The sequence below is a fragment of the Paenibacillus sp. SAFN-117 genome (assembly GCF_051966115.1).
GTDB lineage: Bacteria > Bacillota > Bacilli > Paenibacillales > NBRC-103111 > Paenibacillus_L > Paenibacillus_L residui.
In genome coordinates this window covers 38898-60295 of sequence record NZ_JBQCLK010000016.1, presented here as the reverse complement: position 1 = coordinate 60295, position 21398 = coordinate 38898, and the positions used below count along the sequence as shown (strand labels likewise).

16 protein-coding genes and 1 pseudogene are annotated in these 21398 nt (G+C 49.8%); 2 read left to right on the top strand and 15 right to left on the bottom strand.

Going from position 1 to position 21398, the window contains the following annotated elements; genetic code table 11:
* Positions 1–13: 13 nt before the first annotated feature.
* The 4 genes from ACTHRH_RS12350 to ACTHRH_RS12335 all read right to left on the bottom strand — a co-directional run bounded on the left by ACTHRH_RS12350 (position 14) and on the right by ACTHRH_RS12335 (position 4266).
* Positions 14–1345 carry an ABC transporter substrate-binding protein gene (locus ACTHRH_RS12350; protein ID WP_379288826.1) on the bottom strand — a complete coding sequence of 444 codons (1332 nt, stop codon included), beginning with the start codon at positions 1343–1345 and terminating at the stop codon, positions 14–16.
* Positions 1346–1698: 353 nt separating this feature from the next.
* Positions 1699–2853 (bottom strand): GntR family transcriptional regulator, encoded by a 1155-nt coding sequence (locus ACTHRH_RS12345; RefSeq protein ID WP_440415770.1) that lies wholly within the window; start codon positions 2851–2853, stop codon positions 1699–1701.
* Positions 2854–3060: 207 nt separating this feature from the next.
* A complete protein-coding gene (gene rnhA / locus ACTHRH_RS12340; RefSeq protein WP_379288822.1) occupies positions 3061–3687 on the bottom strand; it encodes a ribonuclease H in 627 nt (208 codons plus the stop codon).
* A 129-nt stretch (positions 3688–3816) separates the two neighbouring features.
* Positions 3817–4266, bottom strand: a complete 450-nt coding sequence (locus tag ACTHRH_RS12335) for an SRPBCC family protein (RefSeq protein WP_440415768.1) — start codon at positions 4264–4266, stop codon at positions 3817–3819.
* Between the two features lie 178 nt (positions 4267–4444).
* On the opposite strand from ACTHRH_RS12335, the gene ACTHRH_RS12330 reads away from it, so the two are divergent.
* Positions 4445–5284, top strand: a complete 840-nt coding sequence (locus ACTHRH_RS12330; RefSeq protein ID WP_440415766.1) for a DUF6597 domain-containing transcriptional factor — start codon at positions 4445–4447, stop codon at positions 5282–5284.
* Between the two features lie 119 nt (positions 5285–5403).
* Here the strand turns inward: ACTHRH_RS12330 and ACTHRH_RS12325 are convergent, their stop codons facing one another.
* The 3 genes and pseudogenes from ACTHRH_RS12325 to ACTHRH_RS12315 form a co-directional block, all read right to left on the bottom strand.
* Complete coding sequence (locus ACTHRH_RS12325) at positions 5404–5967, bottom strand: beta-class carbonic anhydrase (protein ID WP_379288816.1); 564 nt, start codon at positions 5965–5967, stop codon at positions 5404–5406.
* Between the two features lie 90 nt (positions 5968–6057).
* Positions 6058–7191, bottom strand: coding sequence for a response regulator (locus ACTHRH_RS12320; protein ID WP_144939141.1), 1134 nt, complete (start codon positions 7189–7191; stop codon positions 6058–6060).
* 489 nt (positions 7192–7680) lie between these two features.
* Positions 7681–8771, bottom strand: a pseudogene (locus ACTHRH_RS12315) (alpha-L-fucosidase).
* A 425-nt stretch (positions 8772–9196) separates the two neighbouring features.
* Here ACTHRH_RS12315 and ACTHRH_RS12310 point away from each other — a divergent pair.
* Complete coding sequence (locus tag ACTHRH_RS12310; RefSeq protein ID WP_144940112.1) at positions 9197–9640, top strand: OsmC family protein; 444 nt, start codon at positions 9197–9199, stop codon at positions 9638–9640.
* 98 nt (positions 9641–9738) lie between these two features.
* Here ACTHRH_RS12310 and murQ read toward each other — a convergent pair whose 3' ends face one another.
* The 8 genes from murQ to ACTHRH_RS12270 all read right to left on the bottom strand — a co-directional run bounded on the left by murQ (position 9739) and on the right by ACTHRH_RS12270 (position 21391).
* The gene (murQ, locus tag ACTHRH_RS12305; protein WP_440415763.1) at positions 9739–10650 is read right to left on the bottom strand and encodes an N-acetylmuramic acid 6-phosphate etherase; all 912 of its coding nucleotides are present in this window, start codon (positions 10648–10650) and stop codon (positions 9739–9741) included.
* A gap of 107 nt (positions 10651–10757) precedes the next feature.
* Positions 10758–11582: a carbohydrate ABC transporter permease gene (locus tag ACTHRH_RS12300; protein WP_379288810.1), complete on the bottom strand. Its 825-nt coding sequence runs from the start codon at positions 11580–11582 to the stop codon at positions 10758–10760.
* A 12-nt stretch (positions 11583–11594) separates the two neighbouring features.
* A complete protein-coding gene (locus ACTHRH_RS12295; protein ID WP_379288808.1) occupies positions 11595–12524 on the bottom strand; it encodes a carbohydrate ABC transporter permease in 930 nt (309 codons plus the stop codon).
* 20 nt (positions 12525–12544) lie between these two features.
* Positions 12545–13843 carry an ABC transporter substrate-binding protein gene (locus tag ACTHRH_RS12290; protein WP_379288806.1) on the bottom strand — a complete coding sequence of 433 codons (1299 nt, stop codon included), beginning with the start codon at positions 13841–13843 and terminating at the stop codon, positions 12545–12547.
* 656 nt (positions 13844–14499) lie between these two features.
* A complete protein-coding gene (locus ACTHRH_RS12285; protein ID WP_379288804.1) occupies positions 14500–15654 on the bottom strand; it encodes a response regulator in 1155 nt (384 codons plus the stop codon).
* A 515-nt stretch (positions 15655–16169) separates the two neighbouring features.
* Entirely contained in the window at positions 16170–17114 is a 945-nt protein-coding gene (locus tag ACTHRH_RS12280) for a VanZ family protein (protein WP_440415759.1), read from the bottom strand.
* 375 nt (positions 17115–17489) lie between these two features.
* Entirely contained in the window at positions 17490–20516 is a 3027-nt protein-coding gene (locus ACTHRH_RS12275; RefSeq protein ID WP_440415757.1) for a discoidin domain-containing protein, read from the bottom strand.
* Entirely contained in the window at positions 20513–21391 is an 879-nt protein-coding gene (locus ACTHRH_RS12270) for a hypothetical protein (protein ID WP_440415755.1), read from the bottom strand. The genes ACTHRH_RS12275 and ACTHRH_RS12270 overlap by 4 nt, the downstream gene beginning before the upstream one ends.
* Positions 21392–21398: the final 7 nt, after the last annotated feature.

Sequence of the window (21398 nt, the reverse complement as noted above, 5' to 3'; positions counted from 1 at the left end):
GCGGCTACTCTTCCTACTCCGATTTGCTTCTTTCTTCTTTAATCCGGATTTCAGCTTCCTCTTTAACTACACGCAAGAATTCGGAGGCATCCATGCCGGACTCCGCAAATTTCCCGACATCCAACTCTACAAACCGGTCCCATAAGCTGATTCGCTCAGGAACAGGGGCAGGCTTATGCTTAAAAATAGCCGTTATATTCTTTCCATGGGTACTTTCGTTGTCATAGAAAAACTTCTCCTGAACGGAGGTATCCTGAGTAATGGGACCGATTCCGTTGCGGGCCGTCCACTCCTGAACCTCGGGGGTTGTCAAATAATAAATGACACGCAGCGCTTCTTCTATATGCTTGCTGTTAGGATTGACATGGAAGGAGTGAAAATCCAAACGATGGGTAATGCCCGGTTGATCCGGCCACGTCGGCAGTGAGGCCACATCGAAGTTGAGCCCTTCGGCATTTCCCCACCAATTCAGTCCTTGGGCATTCGTGATCAGCATCGCGGTGGTCCGGTCTCCTGTAAACCGGTCGTTGGCATTAAAGAAGGTTTCGTCATAGTTCCCGGGGATATCGATAATTTTCTTGTAAAGCTCGAGAAAACGGCGATACTCCGGCCGTTCCAGAATTAGAACCTCGCCGGTGTCCGGATCGGTCGCATTGACGGAAAATTGCCAGAGAGGCACATCCCGGTCACGAAAATCAAGGCCGCGATACTGAACCCCGTTCTCCGTCTTGGTTAATCGCTGCGCCAACCGGACGGCATCGTCCCAGGTCAGGTCATCCGAAGGATAGGGCTCTCCAAATTGATCAAAAATATCCTTGTTATACATCAACACATAGTAAGAGGTTTCATAGGGCAGCCCCAACAGCCTGCCTTGTTTATCGCGTGCCCGGATCGTATCCAGCAGCGTCGGTTGAATGTGGCTCAAATCATATCCATTCTCGGCCAGCGGTTCCGTCAGGTCAAAGTCCAGCTCCAGATACTCCATAACATCTTGTGACAGGGTAAAGAAAATATCCGGTGTTTCTCCCAGGCTGAACAACTCCTCCAGCTTGCTACGGTCAAAGTTGTTCACGTGCAGCAATTCCATAGTCATATAAGGGTATTTCTCCTCGACGATCTTTTTGATCCTCTCGTTAAACATGTCCTCCGGCCATAAGGTAGCTACTTTCAAGGTGACCGGCTCCTGCTGTTCCTGTTCCGCCGCCCTTGCCCCGTCCGTCTGCGTCGGTTCCTGCTTCCGGTCAGGCTGCCCCTCGTTAACCGGTTCCGTTCCGGTACAGGCCCCTAATAATACCACGGCCATCAGCAACATAATTACCATCCCAAGCCTTCTCATCGTCTTCATGTTCACATCCTCCCACTTCATTGTTAAATCATCGCCGAGGAATAAGCGGCCGCCAGCAAGCTGCAGAAGCGGCTCCGATGACAAAATCGAACGCCCTTAATGATGAAAGCGCATACTGTTTTTCTTTTTACTTACCTTGGTTCGGAGCGGCGAAGTGTGCGCCATTCGTCATAACCAGGATTGTGAAAAGAAAGCGGTGAAAATAAACGATGAAAAGCAGCAAGGGATGACCGATGGGATGAACCGCGGGCGCTCCGGCCGGCAGAAGCCGAACTACGGGAATGACGGCTTTCCGGCATATCAATATCAATACAATATATGTTATATCAATTGCATAAATAACCGGGAATGAACTATTTTTTATTCGCTGCGGCCGTTGATTCTCCCTGCACCAGCCTGGCCGCCAGCCGAACGGTCATATCGACCGGCTCTCCCTTCCGGAGCTTTAAAACCGTTTCTACCGCCCGCCTTCCCATCTCTTCCTGCTGCTGAAGCAAGTGGGTGAACCAATAGCCGCCGCCCGGGTTGGAAGGAGGGCAGTCGAAGCATACGACGGAAATATCCCCGGGTACGGTCAAGCCCAGTTGCCCGATGGCCGCTTTGGCCAATAAAGCAATATTGTACTCCGTTGCAAATATGGCCGTCATGTCCGGATGCTGCTGAAGATGGTTTTTTATTTTGTCGATATCCCGCTCTATATTTTCCTTGGTAAAAGAACCCGGAAGCGTAGATGTAATATCATTCAGCCAATAGTTCTTCTCGATGGCGACTCCTTGCTCCGCATGGGCCTGAACGAACCCTTCCATCCGTTCCTCCGTTGCCGAAGTGTCGACGGGCGGCGGGGAAAGCAGGCCGATCCTTCGATGCCCCCATTCCAGCAGGTGCTTCGCCCCCTCTCTGGCGGCGGCCGCATGATCCGTGCTGACCGATGCAGCCTCCACCCCTTTCAGATAACGGTCGATCAATACTAGCGGGATTTTGTTAATCACCAGCTTCAGAATTTCCGTGTTGATATATCGGCCGTGGCCAGGAAAAATAATAAATCCGTTCGCTCCTAGTTCCGTAAATTCCCGAATCGCCCTTTCTTCCCGCTCCGGCTTGCCGAAAGAACGCCGCAGCAGCAGGAAGACGCCGTGCTGTTCGGCGGCGCTCTCTATCCCGCGAAGAAGATCGATCCCATAGCTCTCGCCGAAATCCGTCATGATCAACCCCAGCACGGGCACATCGGTACGCCTAACCGGCATGTATGAGGAGGCTTGATCATCAGGTGTCTGCTCCATGGCATCGACGACGAAAGACCCCTTACCGGGCTTGCGGGCAATTAGTCCCTGGCTTGCAATCATCTCCAGCGACTTCCGGCTCGTGATCCGGCTCACGTTATATTTCTCGGCCAGCTCCATCTCCGAAGGGATCCGCTGTCCTCTCCGGTACTTGCCGTTTCTAATATCTTGAACCAGGATTTCGAAGATTTTCTCATACATCGGCTTGGAGTCTTGATCGGATAGCACCCTGTATCACATCCTCTATTCCTTCGTATGTAAATGTTATATCATGTTATATATATTTGGGAAATCCTTCCTTATACCTTCTTTTATTTTAGTGAAAAGAAAAAAGACATCCGTTACGGCGTTACGGCATGCCTTTTTCTGAAAAGCGCTAAGATTTTCGGTTAAAACTGCGGCCGACAATCCGTATATGTCGGCCGTCTACTCTTATTACTTTCGGCCGTAGTCGGCTTTGATCTCTCCCCACTTCTCGGTCTCCCATTTCAACACCTTGTTGTCATAGCTGTTGTTCTGCAGCCACGCCAGCGCTCTGTCCACCAAATCCCATACTTCCTTCGTCGCTTCATTGCGCTCCAGAGTCGTAGCGACTTTCTTCTCCCTCACCCATTTCAGAGCGGTTCTCGAATCGCTATAGACCGTCTGCGAGCTGCCCTTGTTCTTCAGATACGCCAAGGAATGGACAATCGCCAGAAACTCGCCCAAATTATTCGTCCCATTAGGGATGGGGCCGTGAGAGAACAGAACCTCTCCCGTTTTCGTATAGACTCCCCTGTATTCAATCGGTCCCGGGTTGCCTCTCGTCCCTACATCTACCGAGATACTGTCATAATCAATCTCGGCCTGAGAAGGGGCAGCAGCGGTCTGCTTCGCAGCGGCCCCTTGACCCCAATGCTTCGTCCAGCCTTCCCGATAAGCCTTCTCCGCTTCCGCCTTGGAGGAGAAGGATTTATATTTCGCATCTTTGCGTCCGTCCACCTGCTCTTTGCATTCCGGCCAACTCGTATAGATCCCCGGCTTGTGGCCTACCCATACGACATAGTACTTTTGCTTCGCCATCTTCTAGTCCCTCTCTTCCGCATACATCATTGCCTAGTCTCTATATTTACATACGGAAGGACAAGACGTCAAAAAAACCAATCCTCCAACAAGGATCGGTTTTACTTAATCGCGGCAAAGCCCGGTTGTTTACCAACCGAAGTCCAACGTTTTGCCGGTTTCCGCCAACGTCTTGATATTGCTCAAAATCATCCACCAATGTCCTTTAGCATTCTCATAAGACGGATGGCCAGGCTTCCATTGGTCGTTGACCAGCGTCAGCTTCGTGCAGCTGCCCACCGGTTCCAGGGTGAAGGTTACCCTCGTTTCCAGCTCTGCGTGGTTGGAATGGTAGGATGGGCCGGGATGCTCGGTATAGCTGAGCACTTTATACGGCTCATAGGCCAGTATGCTGCCATATACATGGACCGTTTCCTCCCCGTCATTGCCCGGACCTACATACTCATAAGGATCTCCAGGCCGGAAAGTGGAACGGATGACACATCCAAAGAAGGTTTGGCGGGTCCCCTCCGGGGAAACGAACGCATCCCACACCTGCTCCGGGGCTGCTCCGATATAAAATTCGTATTTCAAATCCATTATCTTTCACTCCTTATTGAATAGTTGATCATTTGAACGGCTTTGCGGCTGTGCTACTATAATAGTAACTTGTCCGAAAAGGGTTGTATTGTAAAAACGCGACAGCCCCTTATGACAGAGTGTCTGCCTTGCCTATTCCCTATTCTGCCGAACCATCGGCCAGGCTGGAGTGATTCATATGAATTCTAACCAAAGTTCCATCCCGGACACAGGAAGACCCAGCCTCGGGGTGTTGAATTTCAGAGAGGGCACCAAGCGGTTCTTCGAACTCACCCGTTATCCCCCCTCGGAGGATATCGGCTATTTCGTCAAGCACTTCTGGATGGTTCGCTGGGATTTAAACGGACAACCCCCTTACCTGCAGCAGGTCGTCCCCAATCCGTGTGTGAATATGGTAGTCGAGAAGAACCGGACGTTGATTTATGGGGCTGCCAAACATAAATTTTCGCGGCTGCTCGAAGGGAAAGATATGGTGTTTGGCGTGAAATTTAAACCGGGCGGGTTCTATCCCTTTGCCAAGCGGCCCATCTCCAGACTAACCGGCCGTTTCATTCGCCTGGAAAGCATTTTTAACGTGGAGACCGAATCATTCGAGGAGCAAATCTTAAGCCAGGATAGCCCCGAGAAGATGGTGGAGCTGGCCGAAGCCTTGATCCGCAGGAACCTTCCGGGCAGGGATGAGAAGGTCGTCCGAATTAATCAAATCATCGACCGGATTCAGGCTGATCGCGGTATTACGAAGGTAGACCAGGTCTGCGATGGCTTTCAGATCAATATCCGGAAGCTTCAGCGCATGTTCGGCCAATACGTCGGCGTGAGCCCGAAATGGGTCATTAAGCTTTATCGCCTGCAAAATGCGGCCGAAACGCTGGACAAAGGCCGGGCCCCGGATTGGCTTGATTTGTCTTTGAAGCTCGGTTACTATGATCAATCGCATTTTATTAGAGACTTTAGATCGATTATCGGGAAAACTCCGGAGGAATTTCTGACCGAATCCAAGGAGACGATGGAGCATTAGGAAGGAATAAACCAAGGAACCGTCCATGCATTTTCGGACGGTTCCTTGGTTCGCGACCAAAGAAAAGAACGCCCGCCGGCGTCCCATCTCTGTGCTGCACTATTTTTCTTGATACTACGCTATTCCCTGTAATCCTCCACGAGGACTTCCAGTTTCCCGGTGACCGGGTCAATAACGAATCCATGAACGGGAACCGCCTTGGGAAATAACGGATGATTGCGGATCATCTTCACGCTTTGCATAACCCCTTCCTGCGCATTGGAGAATCCGCGCAGAAACTTCTCCATACGAATCCCGGAGTTCTCTAATGTGCTGATCACCGCAGGATCAATACCGTTCTCGATAAACTTATTGACCATCCCCTGCGTGTCCAGATTCGTCATGCCGCAGCCGTGATGGCCGATGACCAGAACCTCACGCGCACCCAATTCATAAACCGCCACCAGTATGCTTCTCATGGCGCTGCCGAACGGCTGTGTTAGGATGGCGCCCGCATTTTTGATGAATTTCGCATCCCCGTTTTTCAGTCCCAGCGCCTTCGGAAGCAATTCCACAAGCCGCGTATCCATACATGTAAGAATGGCTACTTTTTTATCAGGGAATTTATTTGTCAGATAAGACTCATACTGCTTCTCTTCGACAAATTTTTTATTAAACTCGAGTAAGCTTGGAATGATAGACATATTATGACCTCCTACATGATGTCTTCTAATCTATTATTCTACAGTTGTACCGGGGGCGTCAATTCATTTTATTGGTAATAAGCCCTATGCTTAAATACAGTGTCTCCATTGCTGATACCAATCATTGACCTCCTCACTCGGCTCAACACCCAATTCTTCCTTCATATTTTCCACAAGAAGCTGATATTGATTTTTCACCCCGCTATAATCACCTATGTTTGCATAAATTTTCATAAGCCCGAAATACCCATCCTCGGTGTATGGGAATTTCTCCTGGATTTTTTGATACAGCGGCACTGCCTCTGAATATTGCTCTTCCTGCATTAAGTATTCGGCCACTTGCTTGGCGTGGTCCAACCATATTAAGCGGATGCGCTCCTGTTCCCCTTCCGACCACCAGTATTGGTGCTCCTCCAGGTAGTCGCCGCGATATAAAATCAACAGTTCCCGATGCTGCCTGATCGTTTCGGGAGTCACTGCGGAAGTCGTCTGTACGCCCTTCTCCCATTCCTCCACATCCAGCTTCATGCCGTCCAATTCTATCCGATACCCTTCGTCCTTATAGGTGACTTTAATGCCGAGCCCCTTCTGCTTGATCACCCTTCGAATTTGATAGATGGTCGTATGCAGGAGCGCCGATGCCTTGTCCATATCATAGTCCGGCCATAACAAATCCATAATGACTTCCTTGCGCACGGTTTGACCGCGGTGATGGATCAAATACGCGAACAGCTCCTGCGCCTTCAATGTCCTCCATTGGAAAGACTGAGCCGCTTGATGATCATCCAGATAATGAAGACCGGACAGACAACAAAGCATGGGCTTCTTATCCGTCATGTCGGACATGCCTTTCGCTTCCGAGTGATTTAACCGCTGGAGTGTCTTTATGATCCTATCGCGTTGAACGGGTTTAAGCAGATAATCGAGTGCGTTCAGTTCAAACGCTTCTACGGCAAAATCATTGTACGCCGTAACAAAAACGATGTGGAGATGCGGTTGTATCTCTAATAAACGCTCCGCCAATTCCATGCCGCCGATTTCCGGCATTTCGATATCCAGGAAGACCAGATCTATCTTTTCGCGTTTTACCAGCTCCAGCGCCAGATGAGGGTCCTGAAAGAAGCCTACCAGTTCAAGCGCCGGCCGGCTCCCCCCTTCTTCTTGCAATAATTTCTCCATCCTTCTGAGAGCCAAGTGCTCGTCATCTACAATAACCGTTTTCACAGCTTTTCCTCCTTGGGGAATCGGACTATACCTGTCTGGTTATATCGAACATCGTCAGCTGCTTGTGAGTCGCCTTCGTGCTGTCTGCATATCTAGTTAATCTTATTGTTACATTATCCCTGACTTAATGACAAGAAGGGAGATTTGAACTCTTTCTGGACTTTATTGGGAAGCGGCATCGCTATGGTATATCAAAATGACCGGAATGATGTCTGCCGGAAAGCCTATCCTGGAGGCCTGCCCCAGAGAACTTGTTTTCATTGCATAACGCAGCTGAAGGGGCCTATAGAATAAGAAGCAGCCCCGATCCTGTAGAACGGGGCTGCTCTTGCTTTATGCTAAAGACAAGTTCGGGAAGGGCTCTGCGGACCTGACTTTGCCATTTCACTGAATGGAAGGATGCCTGTACCGTCCTAACGGCTTGCCGTTAATCCTGAGGGTCATCGCTACCCTATAGCTTCTCCCCGACATAATGAAACGATAGTTCTCTCACAATAGTTCGCCGTTCGACTCCAGCACTTCCATGACAACCTCTCGTGCGCGGATAGGCGCGAACCGGCATATTGCCTTATGCCCGACACTCTTTCCTTCGTAAACCGGGATTAATCTCTGTGATTTCTGAGTCATTACCGAAATTCTGAAGCTTCGAATGCTCTCCCCGTGAGCAAGCTCCTCTTGAATCACTGCATGATCCAGAAGGATGGGCCGTTCCGGTCTGAACGTCCAGCACTTGCCCTCCCTTTCGCAATCCGCGAGCGTAGCGATCGGGCTGGCGAAACGCTGCCGGATCACTTTGCCGAACTCCAAAATCCGTTCCGCATCCTTATCCGGCAGAAGCCCTCTCCGGTCGGGCCCGATATTTAACAGCAGATTGGCTCCGCGTCCGACCGAGTAATAATATAGCCCGATCAGTTCGTCGATGCTTTTGACCGTATGTTCGTCATGATCGCTGTAGAACCAGTTCGCCCGCAATTGGACGTCACATTCCGTGGGAAGCCACAAGCTCTCTCCCAACTGTTCTTTCCTCTCCGACTGAATGGAGAAATCGACGGCATCCACCGTATTCCAGCAGGGGTAGGGGGCGACCCCGTCCTCGTTGCCCACCCAGCGAAAATCAGGATCCCCCATATTAAAAATCAAAATATTCGGCTGAAGCCTGCGAATCTCCCCAATAATCCGCGGCCAGTCATATTCGTGGTCTTCCGATCCGCAGCCGTCGAACCACAGAATATCTATTTCTCCATACTTCGTCAGCAGCTCCGTTATTTGATTGACGAAATAATCGTCATAGGCCTTGCCGTCATGCAGGAAGCTCTCGGCGGAAGCATCATAGGGCGAATAGTACAGACCGGGCTTAACCCCGTACTTGCGGCAAGCCGCACAAATTCGCCGACGACATCACCCTTTCCGTCTTTCCATGGGGTATGAGCTACAGACATTTCCGTATAGGCCGACGGCCAGTTGGAAAATCCGTCGTGATGCTTCGCCGTAAACACCGCATAGTTCATTCCCGCCTGCTTGGCCGTTCTAATCCACTGCCCGCAATCCAGCTCGACGGGGTTAAATGCCGACGGAGACATGGGCCTCTCATCGAAATCCACGTATCCTTCATAAAAAGTACGCAAGCCAAAATGTATAAACAGCCCATACTCCCAATCCTGAAAAGCTAGCTGTCTGGCACTTGGAATGATCTGTCTGCCGCTCATTATTAACCGTCCCTCCCTATCTTATTCGAGTCCCCCAAATAGGACCGCCTTCAACCCCAGGCTTATCCATTCCCCTAAAATCCGCTGATTGACGACTTCCCATCCAAATACAGGAAAAGTTAGTTTTCCTTCAAGTATATACCGAGAAACGTTCCACCGGATTAAAAATTAACGAAATAGAAAATATATAATTTAAAATTAAATTCATACTAAACAGGTGGGTAAAATATGTTATAGTATTATAAACCGATAATAGTTAATCGGAAGACTTAAATTTACTATACAAGGGAGTGCTAATAATGCCGGTAGAAACTTTTAAAGCAACCGCCCATTTGCAGGACGGACTGGTCGTCAAGACCCGTTCCAGAAATTTCGAACTGTTGATAGACGAACCGAAAAGCTTGGGAGGAACGGATACGGCCATGAATCCGGTGGAAGCTCTGCTCTGCTCGCTGGGCGCGTGCCAATCCATCGTAGCCCGGGTGTATGCCAGGAAGTTTGATGTTCAGCTCGATGATTTCCGGGTAGAGGTGGAGGGGGATCTGGATACGGACGGCTTCATGAATAAATCGGATGTTCGCCGCGGGTATTCCGACATCCGTTACACCTTCCATATTAAAACCTCCGCTCCCCGGGAACGGGTCGAGCAGTTTATTCAATTTTTGGAACAAACTTGTCCGGTAGGAGATACGATTGCGAACCCCGTCAACCTTAAGTTAAACGGAATTATCATTGAAGAGTAAATATCGTGAAGACAATAAGCCAGAGAGCCATTTTGTTACGATTGTGGCCCTCTGGCTTATCCATTCGAGAATTTCAAACCTCTAAACATTTCCTCGTGCTAACGTCCCGCCAACAGCTTGTCCGCCTCTCCGAAATGCTCTCCCGTCCGCTTAAGGGCATCTAGCGCCTCTTCCCTGCCGATCGCGTAACGCTGCATAAGAATCGCCACTCTCGCGTCCCCGCCGGCCCGTTCGCAGTAATCGGCGGCCGTCGGCCGATCGACACCCGTCGCATCCATGACGATATGGACGACCCGCTGCTTCAGCTTATGGTTCGTCGCCTGCACATTGACCATCAGGTTGTCGTGTACTTTGCCAAGCTGAATCATAGTGACCGTGCTGAGCATGTTCAGGACGAGCTTCTGCGCGGTTCCGGCCTTGAGCCGGGTAGAGCCCGTAACGATCTCCGGGCCGACAGGCACCTCAATCGGCCACTCCGCCGCGGCGCTCAGCGGGGTGCCGCTGTTGCACGAGATGCTGGCGGTCACCGCGCCGATTCGCCTCGCCTTCTGGATGGCCGCGATCACATACGGCGTCCGGCCGCTTGCCGTAATGCCGACGACGGCGTCATGTGCGGTCACGACCGCGGCCGCATCGCGCCGCCCGGCTTCCGCATCGTCCTCGGCGTTCTCGATCGCGTGGCGGATGGCGCGGTCCCCTCCGGCGATGATCCCCTGCACCAGCTCGGGGCTGACGCCGAATGTCGGCGGGCATTCCGACGCATCCAGAACGCCGAGCCGGCCGCTCGTTCCGGCGCCGATATATATCAATCGGCCGCCGCTCCTAAGCGCCTCCACAATGCGCTCGATGGCCGCCGTAATCTGCGGCAGCGCCTTGCGCACCGAGAGGGCGACGGTCTCGTCCTCCCGATTCATCAGCTCGGCGATCTCTTCTATGCTTAAGCGGTCCAAATGCCGGGTGCGTTCATTTCTCTGCTCGGTGAGCAGTTCACTGATGTTGGCCTGCTCCATGGTTTAGTTCCTCCATTTCTTGCATTTCTTGTGAAGTACTCTCCGGTGAATCTATCATCCGCTTGGCTATTGCTTTGCGCTTCTTCAGCTTCCGGCAATACTTTGTGTTACTTAACCGCACCTGCCGTCAATCCGTCCATGAATTGCTTGGAGGCCAGGAAGAACAGAACCAGCATCGGCAGGGAAGACAGGGTCAGACCGGCGAAGAGCACGCTCCAATCGGTAGAATATTCGCCGAACAGCGTCAGCATTCCGACAGGAATCGTCTTGCGGGTTTCGTCCTGAATGAAAATGAGCGGAAAGAAGAAGTCATTCCATACGGTAATAAAGTTCATGATCATCACCGTACCGAGAGCCGGTCTCATCAACGGCAGCAGTACGTTCCGGAAGATTCCCAAGTCCGAGCAGCCGTCAATTCTGGCGGCTTCCTCCAGTTCCTTGGGCAGTGTGCGGAAAAAGCCGGTCAAGATCAGTACCGATAACGGAATGCCGATCGCCGTATAGACGAAGATGAGCGACCATTGGGTGTTGATAATGGCCAGCTGCTTCATCAGAAGGAATAACGGCACGATCCCCAGCTTGATCGGAATCATCATGCCGAGCAGGAAGAAGAAAAACAGCGCCCCGTTCCAGCGGAACGAATACCTGGCGATATAGAACGAAGCCAATGATCCGCTGACTATGATGAGAGCGACCGAAACAACGCTCACGAAAATACTGTTCGTCAAGTAGTCCAAGTATGGAAGCTGATCGATCAGCTTGACATACGCCTGGAAGCTCAGCTTCGTCGTCAAGCCCATAGGATGCTTGAAAATATCAATATTCGTTTTGAGCGAAGAGATCAGCATCAAGAAAACCGGGTAGAGGCTAATGAAAGCCAGCAAATACGCGATGAAATACTGTGTAATCCGAAGACTTCTGCTTGTTTTCATATGGCTCCCCCCTTAGTGCTGAATCTCATTTTTACGTGTGAAGTACAAGAATAAGGCCGACAGGCTGGCAATGATGAAGAACAGAACCACCGCAAGCGCGGAACCTAAACCGATAGCCACAGAATCCCCGCCGCCGGCTCCGCCGAACGCGATCCGATAGAAGAAGATAGCCAGCGTATCCGTCGAATTGAACGGTTCCCCCTGCGAGCCCTCCATCGCATAAATCAGCTCGAAGGCTTCGAAGGCATGAATGAACGTATATACCGTTATAATAATGATCGACGGCATCATCATCGGAATGATCATCGTACGGATCATCTTGAAGCCTTTCACCCCATCCAGTCGGGCCGCCTCGATCACCTCCTGGGAGATTCCCTGCAGTCCCGCCAGGAAGATCAGCACGGAAAATCCGATGCCGAACCAGCTATTCACGAGAATGATGGCCGTAAGCGCCGTGTCCGGATCGCCAAGCCACGGTCTGGCCCATGAATCGAGCCCGACCTGCTTCAGCACCGTATTCAGAACACCGTTGTTCGGATTCAGGATGAGCTTCCACAAGAAACCGACGACAATGACGGAGAGCAGACGCGGGATAAAGTACGCCATCTTGAAAAAACCCGCGCCCTTGATTTTCGAATAAATAATATAGGCCAGCACGAACGCAATCCCGTTCTGTACAACCATCTCGAGAATAAAGTAATAAACATTATGGCCGAACGCATTCCAGAACAAATGATTGAACGGCTCTTTCGTGAACAGACTAACGAAATTGTCGAACCAGATAAAGGCCCCTTTTTGAAACCCCTGCCAATCATACAAGCTGTAGCTGAATGCAGCCAGAATCGGGTAAACGATAAACAAGGTATAAACAGCGAGGGCAGGGAGGGGGAAAAGATGCACCACCCACCTCGTTTGCTTAACGTTTCTCGTCCGATTTCCCATGTCCTCGCCACCTCACGGAATTATTTTTGCGGTTGGAACCAAGAATCAACGCTCTTCTGCACTTCATCCGCCACTTGCTCCGGCGTCATTTTCTCCAGATACATGCCCTGCAGCGAAGTTTCCAGCGTAGATTTGGAGGTCGGGTTGCCCGCTCCGAAATGAACAACGAACAGATATGGCGTCGCGATCGTATCCGCGTTCTCGGCAATCTTCGAAACGAGCGGATCGTCCGCGGTAACTCCCGGAATAGTGCTCGGCTTCTGCAGCTCGTTAATGACCAGCGTACCGAATTCTTTGGTCGTCATGAACTCCAGGAACTTCAATGCCGCTTCCTTATGCGGGGATTGCTTGTTGACGGCGAAGGAACCGTCCACCCATGTCGTCACCGTCGCTTTGCCGTCGGCGGATTTCGGAGGAACCGGGAACATATCGAGCTCAAGCTCCGGATTCATCTTCTTCATGACGGCCACTTCCCAGTCCCCCATCACGAACATTCCCGCTTGCTCGGTGACGAACAGGTTGCGCATATCATCCATGCCGAGACCGATATAGTTGTCCGGGAAATACGGGGCCAGCTCCTGCATCATCTTGACGGAATCCACGAATGCGGGGTCCGTCAGCTTCGCTTCGCCCGATGTGACTTTGTCCACGAAATCGGACCCTCCGTAGACACTTGGCCCCAACGCACCGTGAGTCAGGGACAGAATCCAGCCTTCCTTGGAACCGAACGCAAACGGAGTTACCTTATTCTCCTTCAGCTTCTCGGCCACCTGGATCAGTTCGTCCCATGTTTTGGGCTCCTGCAGGCTATACTGCTCGAAAATCTTCTTATTATAGAAAATCTGTGTCGAGCTGAACACCGTCGGTACTCCATACAGCTTGCCATCACTTCCGGTCGCAGCCAGCAAGGTATCCTTGCTAAAGACGTCGATTCCTTTCAAGTTGTCAATCGGCTCCAAATATCCGCCGTCGGCCAGCTGTCTGCCCGCCGCATACGGACGCAGATGGATAATATCGGGACCGCTGCCCGTCTGCAAAGCCGTATTCAATACGGTGTTATACTCCGTGTTCTTCGTCGGTTTAAATTCGATTTCAATGTCCGGATTGGTCTTGTTGAACTCCTTGATGATCTTCTTGTAAGCCTCTGTATCCTCTGTACGCCAACTTCCGATCGTCAGCTTAACCTTCTCTCCTCCCGGCGCCGGCTGCACGCTATTGTCAGGTGTACTGCTTGGCCCTGCATCCTGCTTGCCGCATCCGGTCAGTGCCGTTGCCGATATTAGAGCAGCCGTCAACGCAATGGTGGTCCAACGTTTCATATTATGTTGCCTCCCTTTTTAAATTTAACTTTCTTTATCATTTATTTAATCCTCTGAAAGTATGAGGAGAAAACCGCAGCGAAAGCGATTCCAACAATGATGAAAAATCCAATAACCGCAGCAGCGGAAGGAATATTCAAACCACTTCGAAAGCCCTTTCGCCAAGACAAAACCTACGGTCATAACGATTGGTTACAATGGAAATGTTTGTGAAATTTTATTTCATGTTTGAGTTAAGTATATAAAATATTATTTTTAAAATCAATCCTTTTTGCAAAATATATAGCAGTCATTTATTAGGTTTCTTCTTACGGAAGCATTGAATTCAAAAAACGCATAACGCGCCGTATAAGGAGACGTTGATTTAAATTTTATTATTGGTTATAGGGTATGCCGTTTATAAATTACTTTTTTAACAAAGGTCCATCTATTACCGCTGGAAGGAATGGGGTTGTATCATAAATCGATCTATGATTTTTCAAGCCCCGCCTAGAGTCAAATTTGGCTACTAGAAAAGGACCCCGTTCCCACACACACAGTGGGTTTAGAGGTCCTTTTTACTTCGTTTTTGGAATGTTCTCGTTTGATGCAAACGCTATTGGGACAGCCCCATTAAAGTTAAACACATGATCGCGAAGGCCAGATATAGCAGCTAATTACCTGTTTCCGCTTGAAATTAACGGCTTACTCTGATTCTTCCAGGCTTGATACCACTCCGTAATCGCAGGGCTGGGCTGCGTATTAAATTTTTCCTTCAACATGGCCCGCAATTGATTGAAGTAATGAAGCACAGACGCCCGATCCCCTGCTTCGGCCAACAATTTCATGAGAGTAAACCAAGCCTTCTCTTCAAGCGGATATTTATGGCAGATGCTCAAACAATGAGACACTGCCTTATCCAGATGATGGTTGGAATAATACCAGTCCGCTATTTTGGAAACCGTCCGAATCCACATTGCCTGCAGCCTCCGTCTCTCATTTTCCGCCCATGCATAGTTATATTCCTGCAGGTATTCTCCCGTAAACAAGCTCATGGCCTGTTCATATTGTTCGATCGTATCGCGGGATAATGGTGTCTCTGATTGGACAAACCGTTCAAATTGGTCCACATCCAACCGGATATCCTTCAATGCCAACAGATACCCCTCGGATGAGCTAATGATTGCAAAATGATCGCCGAACGGCTCAAGCAATTGACGAATATGATACACCCCGGTGTACAAACGGGCATACGCTCTCTTGAGCTCGAATTCCGGCCACAGCAAATCGATTAGTTCAGATTTGCCGACAACCTGTCCTCTATGCTGGAGCAGATATAGAAACAACTGCTGGATGTCTGCCGTCCTCCAATGCAAAGGCAATATCCCGCCCGATTCATCTGAAATCGTGACATGCGAAAACAGGTTTAATTGCAATATTTCCGTTCTTCGCAACGAATCCGGGCATAGTCCCATCTTTCTTTGCTTAGCCCGTTGAGTGGTTTTAACCAAACGCTCTTGCCGAACCGGCTTCAATATATAATCAAATGCATTAAGCTCAAAAGCCTTGACTGCAAAATGATTATAAGCCGTCACAAAGACAATAATCAATTCAGGCTTCCTCTCCAGAAGCTGTTCAGCCAATTTCAACCCGTTAAACCCAGGAAGCAGAATGTCCAAAAAAACGATATCAACATCGTTGTTTTCAATCACTCGTTTTCCAATCACCGGATCCGTGAATTTGCCTACGATATGATAGTCCGCCATCTTCAGAAGCTGTTGCTCCAAATCATCTATAGCCAGCTTTTCATCATCGATTAAGACCGCCTTCATCGTGCTCTCCTTGATTATCATGGTGTTAAATCCATGTCATTCTGCTTTCTATTCCCACGATCCGCCATTTATCAGTGCTTGGAAGGGAATTTTGAATACCGCAAAAACAGCGCTGCTCTTCGCTGCACAGAAGAATCAGACTGTTCGATAAATAAGCATTCTCGCATTAATACCTAGCATTATGAATGATAGCAAATAAAACTCTACAGAAAATATACATGTAAGTTCTGGTTATATATATTGTAGAATTTTCATCCTCTCGGCATCGTAGTCTCCAGGGTACCGCCCTCATTACAAACCCGCTCTGCCCCTTTAAATCGAACATCCAACGACGAAAGGCATCATTATTTTCTACTGTGCTTAGGTAGCTGCGTTCGTGAGGGTTGGTTGAACTTTTAAAGAAAAAAAAGCATCCCACTAAAGTGAGAAGCCTTAACCAAACTCATAAATTTATCATTTATACTTTCTATTACTTGCGTCTGAGTAGCTCGAATAATGCCGGATTATGAATTCCGCTATTCTATGAAACTAACAAGCAGCGCATGTGCTGAAAGGTTATCTTCATTGGACAACCAGACCCTTACCGAGGGAACAGTATCCGTCGAGCTCAACAGGAAGGCGAGTTCCGAAGCCGTCCCTTCCTTATATTGGCTGATGATTTCATTTTTATCGGAATGAATTTGCCGAATAATTATTTTTGTCACAGCGTTGAAGGAGACTGTCACCCTCTCGTCTCCGTCATTCGATATTTCCGATTGTGTCATCGTAACTGTATGCTTCGGAGAACGCTGTACTGTAATCGTGTCCGCATCAATGGATACTAATTCCCCAACCAAATGAGCCGCAGCCTCATCCAAGTCTTCCATTATTTCTTTATTCTCATCTATGTAGACCACTTTGGAAGAGCCAAAAGGAAGCAAGCTGCTATCCACCTTCATAATCGTTGCGCTTCCGGCGATCCCCGCCACCAGAAAAAAGACCACAAGTGCGATAAGGTGACGATCTTGGGCAGGGAATATTCGTTTCATTCCTTGGCAGATAGCAATTCCGAGTAATCCCCCTAAAACGTTCAAAAGAATATCGTCCACATCAGTGCTGCCCAAAGCCAATATATATTGAACGATCTCAATGGACAGTGAGGTTAAAAACAGAATTAACGTTTGGTAACCAAGCGATTTTTTCTTAACTGTATAGGATATAAATATTCCAAAGGGAACAAAGACCGCAATGTTACCCAAAATGTTGGTTAACGCCATCACTAGATCCATGGGTTCACTAATAAACTCGATGATTGTACGAAGAGGAATGAGATTCACACTTCTTAGTTCAAGAAGCGGATGCGTAAATGCTTTTGATAGTGGGATCGTCTTAAATAAGATGATTTTCATTGCAAAGCAAACATATACAGCAAAAAGAAGATAAAACAAAACTAGCCATATTCTTCCTGAATTTGACCTCATCCTTAATTGCACCTCTCTTGAACGGATTGAACCATTTGCATATCACAAGCTTTAACTTCCCGCACTATTCGATTGTTAGAATAAGCATACATTTAACTACCTTCTAAATCTTTAATACTATCTATAAAATGTATAAAATTTTCCTTAATTTAATAAAAAAGGTTTGCGATTCTCTACTTCTATTCCCTTTGTTCATCCAGGGGGGTGAGGTCAAGGAGCATCATCCCTCCTCATTACAAGCTCCTTTTACTCTTTTTTGAGATGTCTTGTAATACAAAAAGAGGCAAGGGATCGTCCCCTGCCTCCGAATGCTCATTCCATTACGGCTGCCATTTCTGTATAATGTCCGTTTCAATCAGAAGCTTCCTTCTTCTATTACTGCAGTTGATAGACGCGAACTTCGGCATAGGAGTTCCATTGGTTTACGCTGTTGCCGTGTCCGGTAATGCGGACATATCTCGCGTCATGCTGCCTCAAATACGTCTTTTCGATATCCAGACTTTCGCCGCTGCTTGTCCCTGTGAACGCCTTGAACCAGTTTTCGCCGTCCAGCGAGGTTTCGATCTCGTATTTGAAGCTCCGCTCATTTCCGCGAATAAAGGCGATGCCGACGCTGTTTACGGTTTTCGCTTCCCCCAGATCGAGCATGATCCATTGGTCGCCTTCCGCTCCCCAATAAGTATCGAAATTACCGTCGATCGCTTTATCCTCCGTGTTCCCCTTGTCGGCTTGCGAGGCACTGGCGGAAACGGCCGCAACCGGCAGCTCGGTCAGACGCTCCTCTTCTCCGTCAAGCGGCGTTAATTTGAAGTTGAAATAGTAAATGCTCTTGATCTCGGGACTTTGCACCGATGATACGATAAGCCTAGCGATGCCGGGAACGTCATCCGCCGGAACAACCTGCACATTGTACAGCGTATGATCGTAGACCGCTTCCACGACAGGCACATTCGTCCGATCTAACGGCAGCCGGATATCATAGCTGAATGTCTGCTCGTTAAAGCTTGGCAGAGGCTCGCCGTCGATGCTTACGCTTTGAACGACGGGAATCGTCAGTTCGCCGTCCGCAATTGTCCACTGATCGAGCGAAACGCCGGTGAACGAAGTATCCGTATCCTCCTGAGCCCCGACAATCGGGATCAACGTAACCGTTATTCTCATATCCTTCACTTCATCCAGCTTGACAAACAGCTTGCGGATACCTTCATTCTGATGCTGCTTGGGCGGATTGGGCGATTCCGGCAGCGGCTTGGCATCCATCACACCGAGCTTCGCTTCGATCGGACGGCCCGACGCGTCGTGGGCGTCGCTGTTCAATCCGACCCACAGCTTCTCCCCGCCTTTGGTCAGAATGGCCGATTGGCCGTCGTCGCTCACTTGAATGTCGGCTTCTGTATGCATGAACCAGTACGCGGTGGACGGGTTCAAGAAGGAAACCTCATCCTGAATCGTCGCTCGCGTACGGTTCGAGGCAAGCATCACGCCCCGCTTCGCCGAAGAGACATGCTTGTTATAAGCCTCCGTCAGATTGGCGATCGCAAAACCGCCCAGCGGCTTGCTTTCCGTCTTTTCAATTTTGGCAAATGCCTTAATGTTCTGCTGCGCGCCGCCATCGGGATTGATGACTAACGTGTTATGTCCCTCCGGGTTCAAACGATAATAGGTTAACCGTTCCTTATCGTAATTGGAATAGCCCGGAAGATTGTAATCGTCCTTGCCCAGATCAATGGCCCATTGCTGGCCCAACGCTTCGAATACGAAGCTGCCCAGATCGTAATGCCCGTGGCTGACCACGTTATTGCCCGCCTTCAACCCCAGGAAGCTCGTATTGGGATCGTCCCATTTGCTTCTGAAGGTGGCGACTTCCGTCCCGCTGAAATATTGGTCCAGCTCCAGTGTTTGTCCCGGCAGATAGAAATCTGGCTCGTACCACAGCATTTCGAATTCCGTACCGGCATTTCTGTACTTGATTTTATTGTCCAGATGCACGGAGGCCAGCAATCGATCTCCGTATTTCTTCGCAATCCACAATTCTTCTGCGGCAATCACTTTGTTATTCGAGGCATCGCCATAATTCAGCGAGCCCACCGCCCCGCTCAAATACGTCGGGAAATACCCCGTCTTGTTGAGTCCGGGCGTTTGGTCATATCCGTAGCTTGTCCCTAACGCCGTTTCCAAGGAAGAAATGAACCGTACAATGTACTCCAGCGTATATTTCCAGTAGCTCGGCCCTTCCGCCCATGCTCCGTCCGGAGTGAACTCCAGCAAAATAAAGTCTTCCAGCGCATTGAATGCAATATCCAGTATTTTGCCGCCAAATTGCTCCATCGTCACTTTCTCGTTGGACGGCAGCACGATCTCCTTCTCCACATCCCCGATCGCCATCAAGGCGAGCACGGACGCACCGTTACATACCGCATTCCAGTTGTTCGTTCGCGGATACGTACGTATCCACCAAACATTTTTGTTATACGCCTCTAACGTTTTGACAAGCCCCTTGTTAATAATGGCATCCTCGAGGATTTGCCTCTGCTCCGGCGTCCAGGCGTCATAGAGCCAATCGTACGCTATGGCAAGGCCCTCCATAAATTCGGCCGTGTTCAGAAACTCGTTCTCTTCGTTCCAGCTCGGGAATTGCGATACCGTGTAGACTTCGTCCCAGATCCTCTGCTTATACTGTTCCTTCTTGGCAGCATCGTCGCTCAGATGATACAGCATCCCCAGATTGATAACGAGCGGTCCCACCTGTCTGGAGCCGATCATCCTTCTGCCGTCCGGCAGGTCGTCTGTTGGCAGTGCCATATTCAGATGCTTCTCCCCCTGCTTCTGAATATCCTCGTACCACTTGACGATCGTTGCTTCTCCGGACTGAATCATCGATTTGACCCGGGCAAAGTCGGACGATGTCGCCAAAATCCTTGGATGAGCCGCATCATTGCTCTTCAACCGGGCCATCGCTTCTTCTCCGCTCGGACGGTCGTAAACGATCTCTTTGATCGCCTCCTCGATAAAGAACTTCTCGTTGTCCTTCGGCTTGACGCTCTCATCCACTCTATCGAGCGCATCGTCGAACGGCCCGGCCGTATCGCCAATGACAATGAGCCCCCTGCCTTTATAGTCCGTATATACTTGCTTCTGCAGGATCTTGCCCGCCATGTCCAGAGGAACCATGACATCATCGGATGTAAATTGAATATGGGCATCAGGATAAACTTCACCTGCAATTACGGCATGATTCTTCGTCACCGTAACGTTCCGGCCATTCATTTTGACACGCGCGCTCTTCCCATGAACTTCCACATCCACGCCGAAGGACCGGCCTACAAAACGAAGCGGCACGACAACCGTTCCCTCGATTCTCCTCGGTATATTCGGCTCGTCGATCGCATGGGCCGTTTTCACATGTCCATCAGCACGTTCGGGCTGTCGACAACCATCGCCAAGGCGCCGGCCAGCCGATCCTGAACGGAGATGCCAAGATCGTTGTCGAAATCCATTAACGAGTCGGGCACCTGGATCGCCTGCAATTCTTCCATGGTCTTCAATTCCGTACCCGAATACATTCTCATATTATCCAGCAGCGTGGTGAAGTTGTTGCTGCCGGTAACGTCCGGTGTCAGGTCGGCTTGCGGACTTCTTTTCGCCCGGACCCTCACGTAATTGATCCCCACCGCCTGATTGCCGTTTTTCAAAACAACCGAATCAAGCTTCTTGACGCCGTCCACATAGACGGATACCTTCTGGACATCCGGTCTGAAATCGATCGCAAAGGACAGCCTGTACCATTGGTTTGGATTCAACGGCACTTTGTTCCCTTCCACTCTCAAGATGCCGTCGGCACCCAGATTTCCCAGCGTAATTCCTTTATTGCCGCTGTCTTTGATTTCGAAAAATTTGCTTCCGTTGGAGTCCAGCGATTTGATATCGAAATCAAAGATGATCTCGCCCGTCAAGTCGTCGGCACCGAATCGTTTCGCCAAGCCGACATCCGGCTGATCCGCCACGGCTTCTTCAATCCGCAGGGCCACGCTGGTCCCGTTCGGAGCCGTATGTTCGTTCCGAAGAGCACCGCTCGATTTCTTGACATCCGATATGCCGGTCATTTCAAATCCGCTAGGCGGCGTACCGGTCCCGGTATAATTCTCGAAATCCTGATACAAATAGACGGCGATTGGGGACGCTGCGGCCGCCGGCAGAACGCCGACAATTCCGCTGCAGCCAATGACAATGCTTAACAACAGGCTAATGCTTCGCAACCATTTTCTCCTTGCACTCATCCTCGTT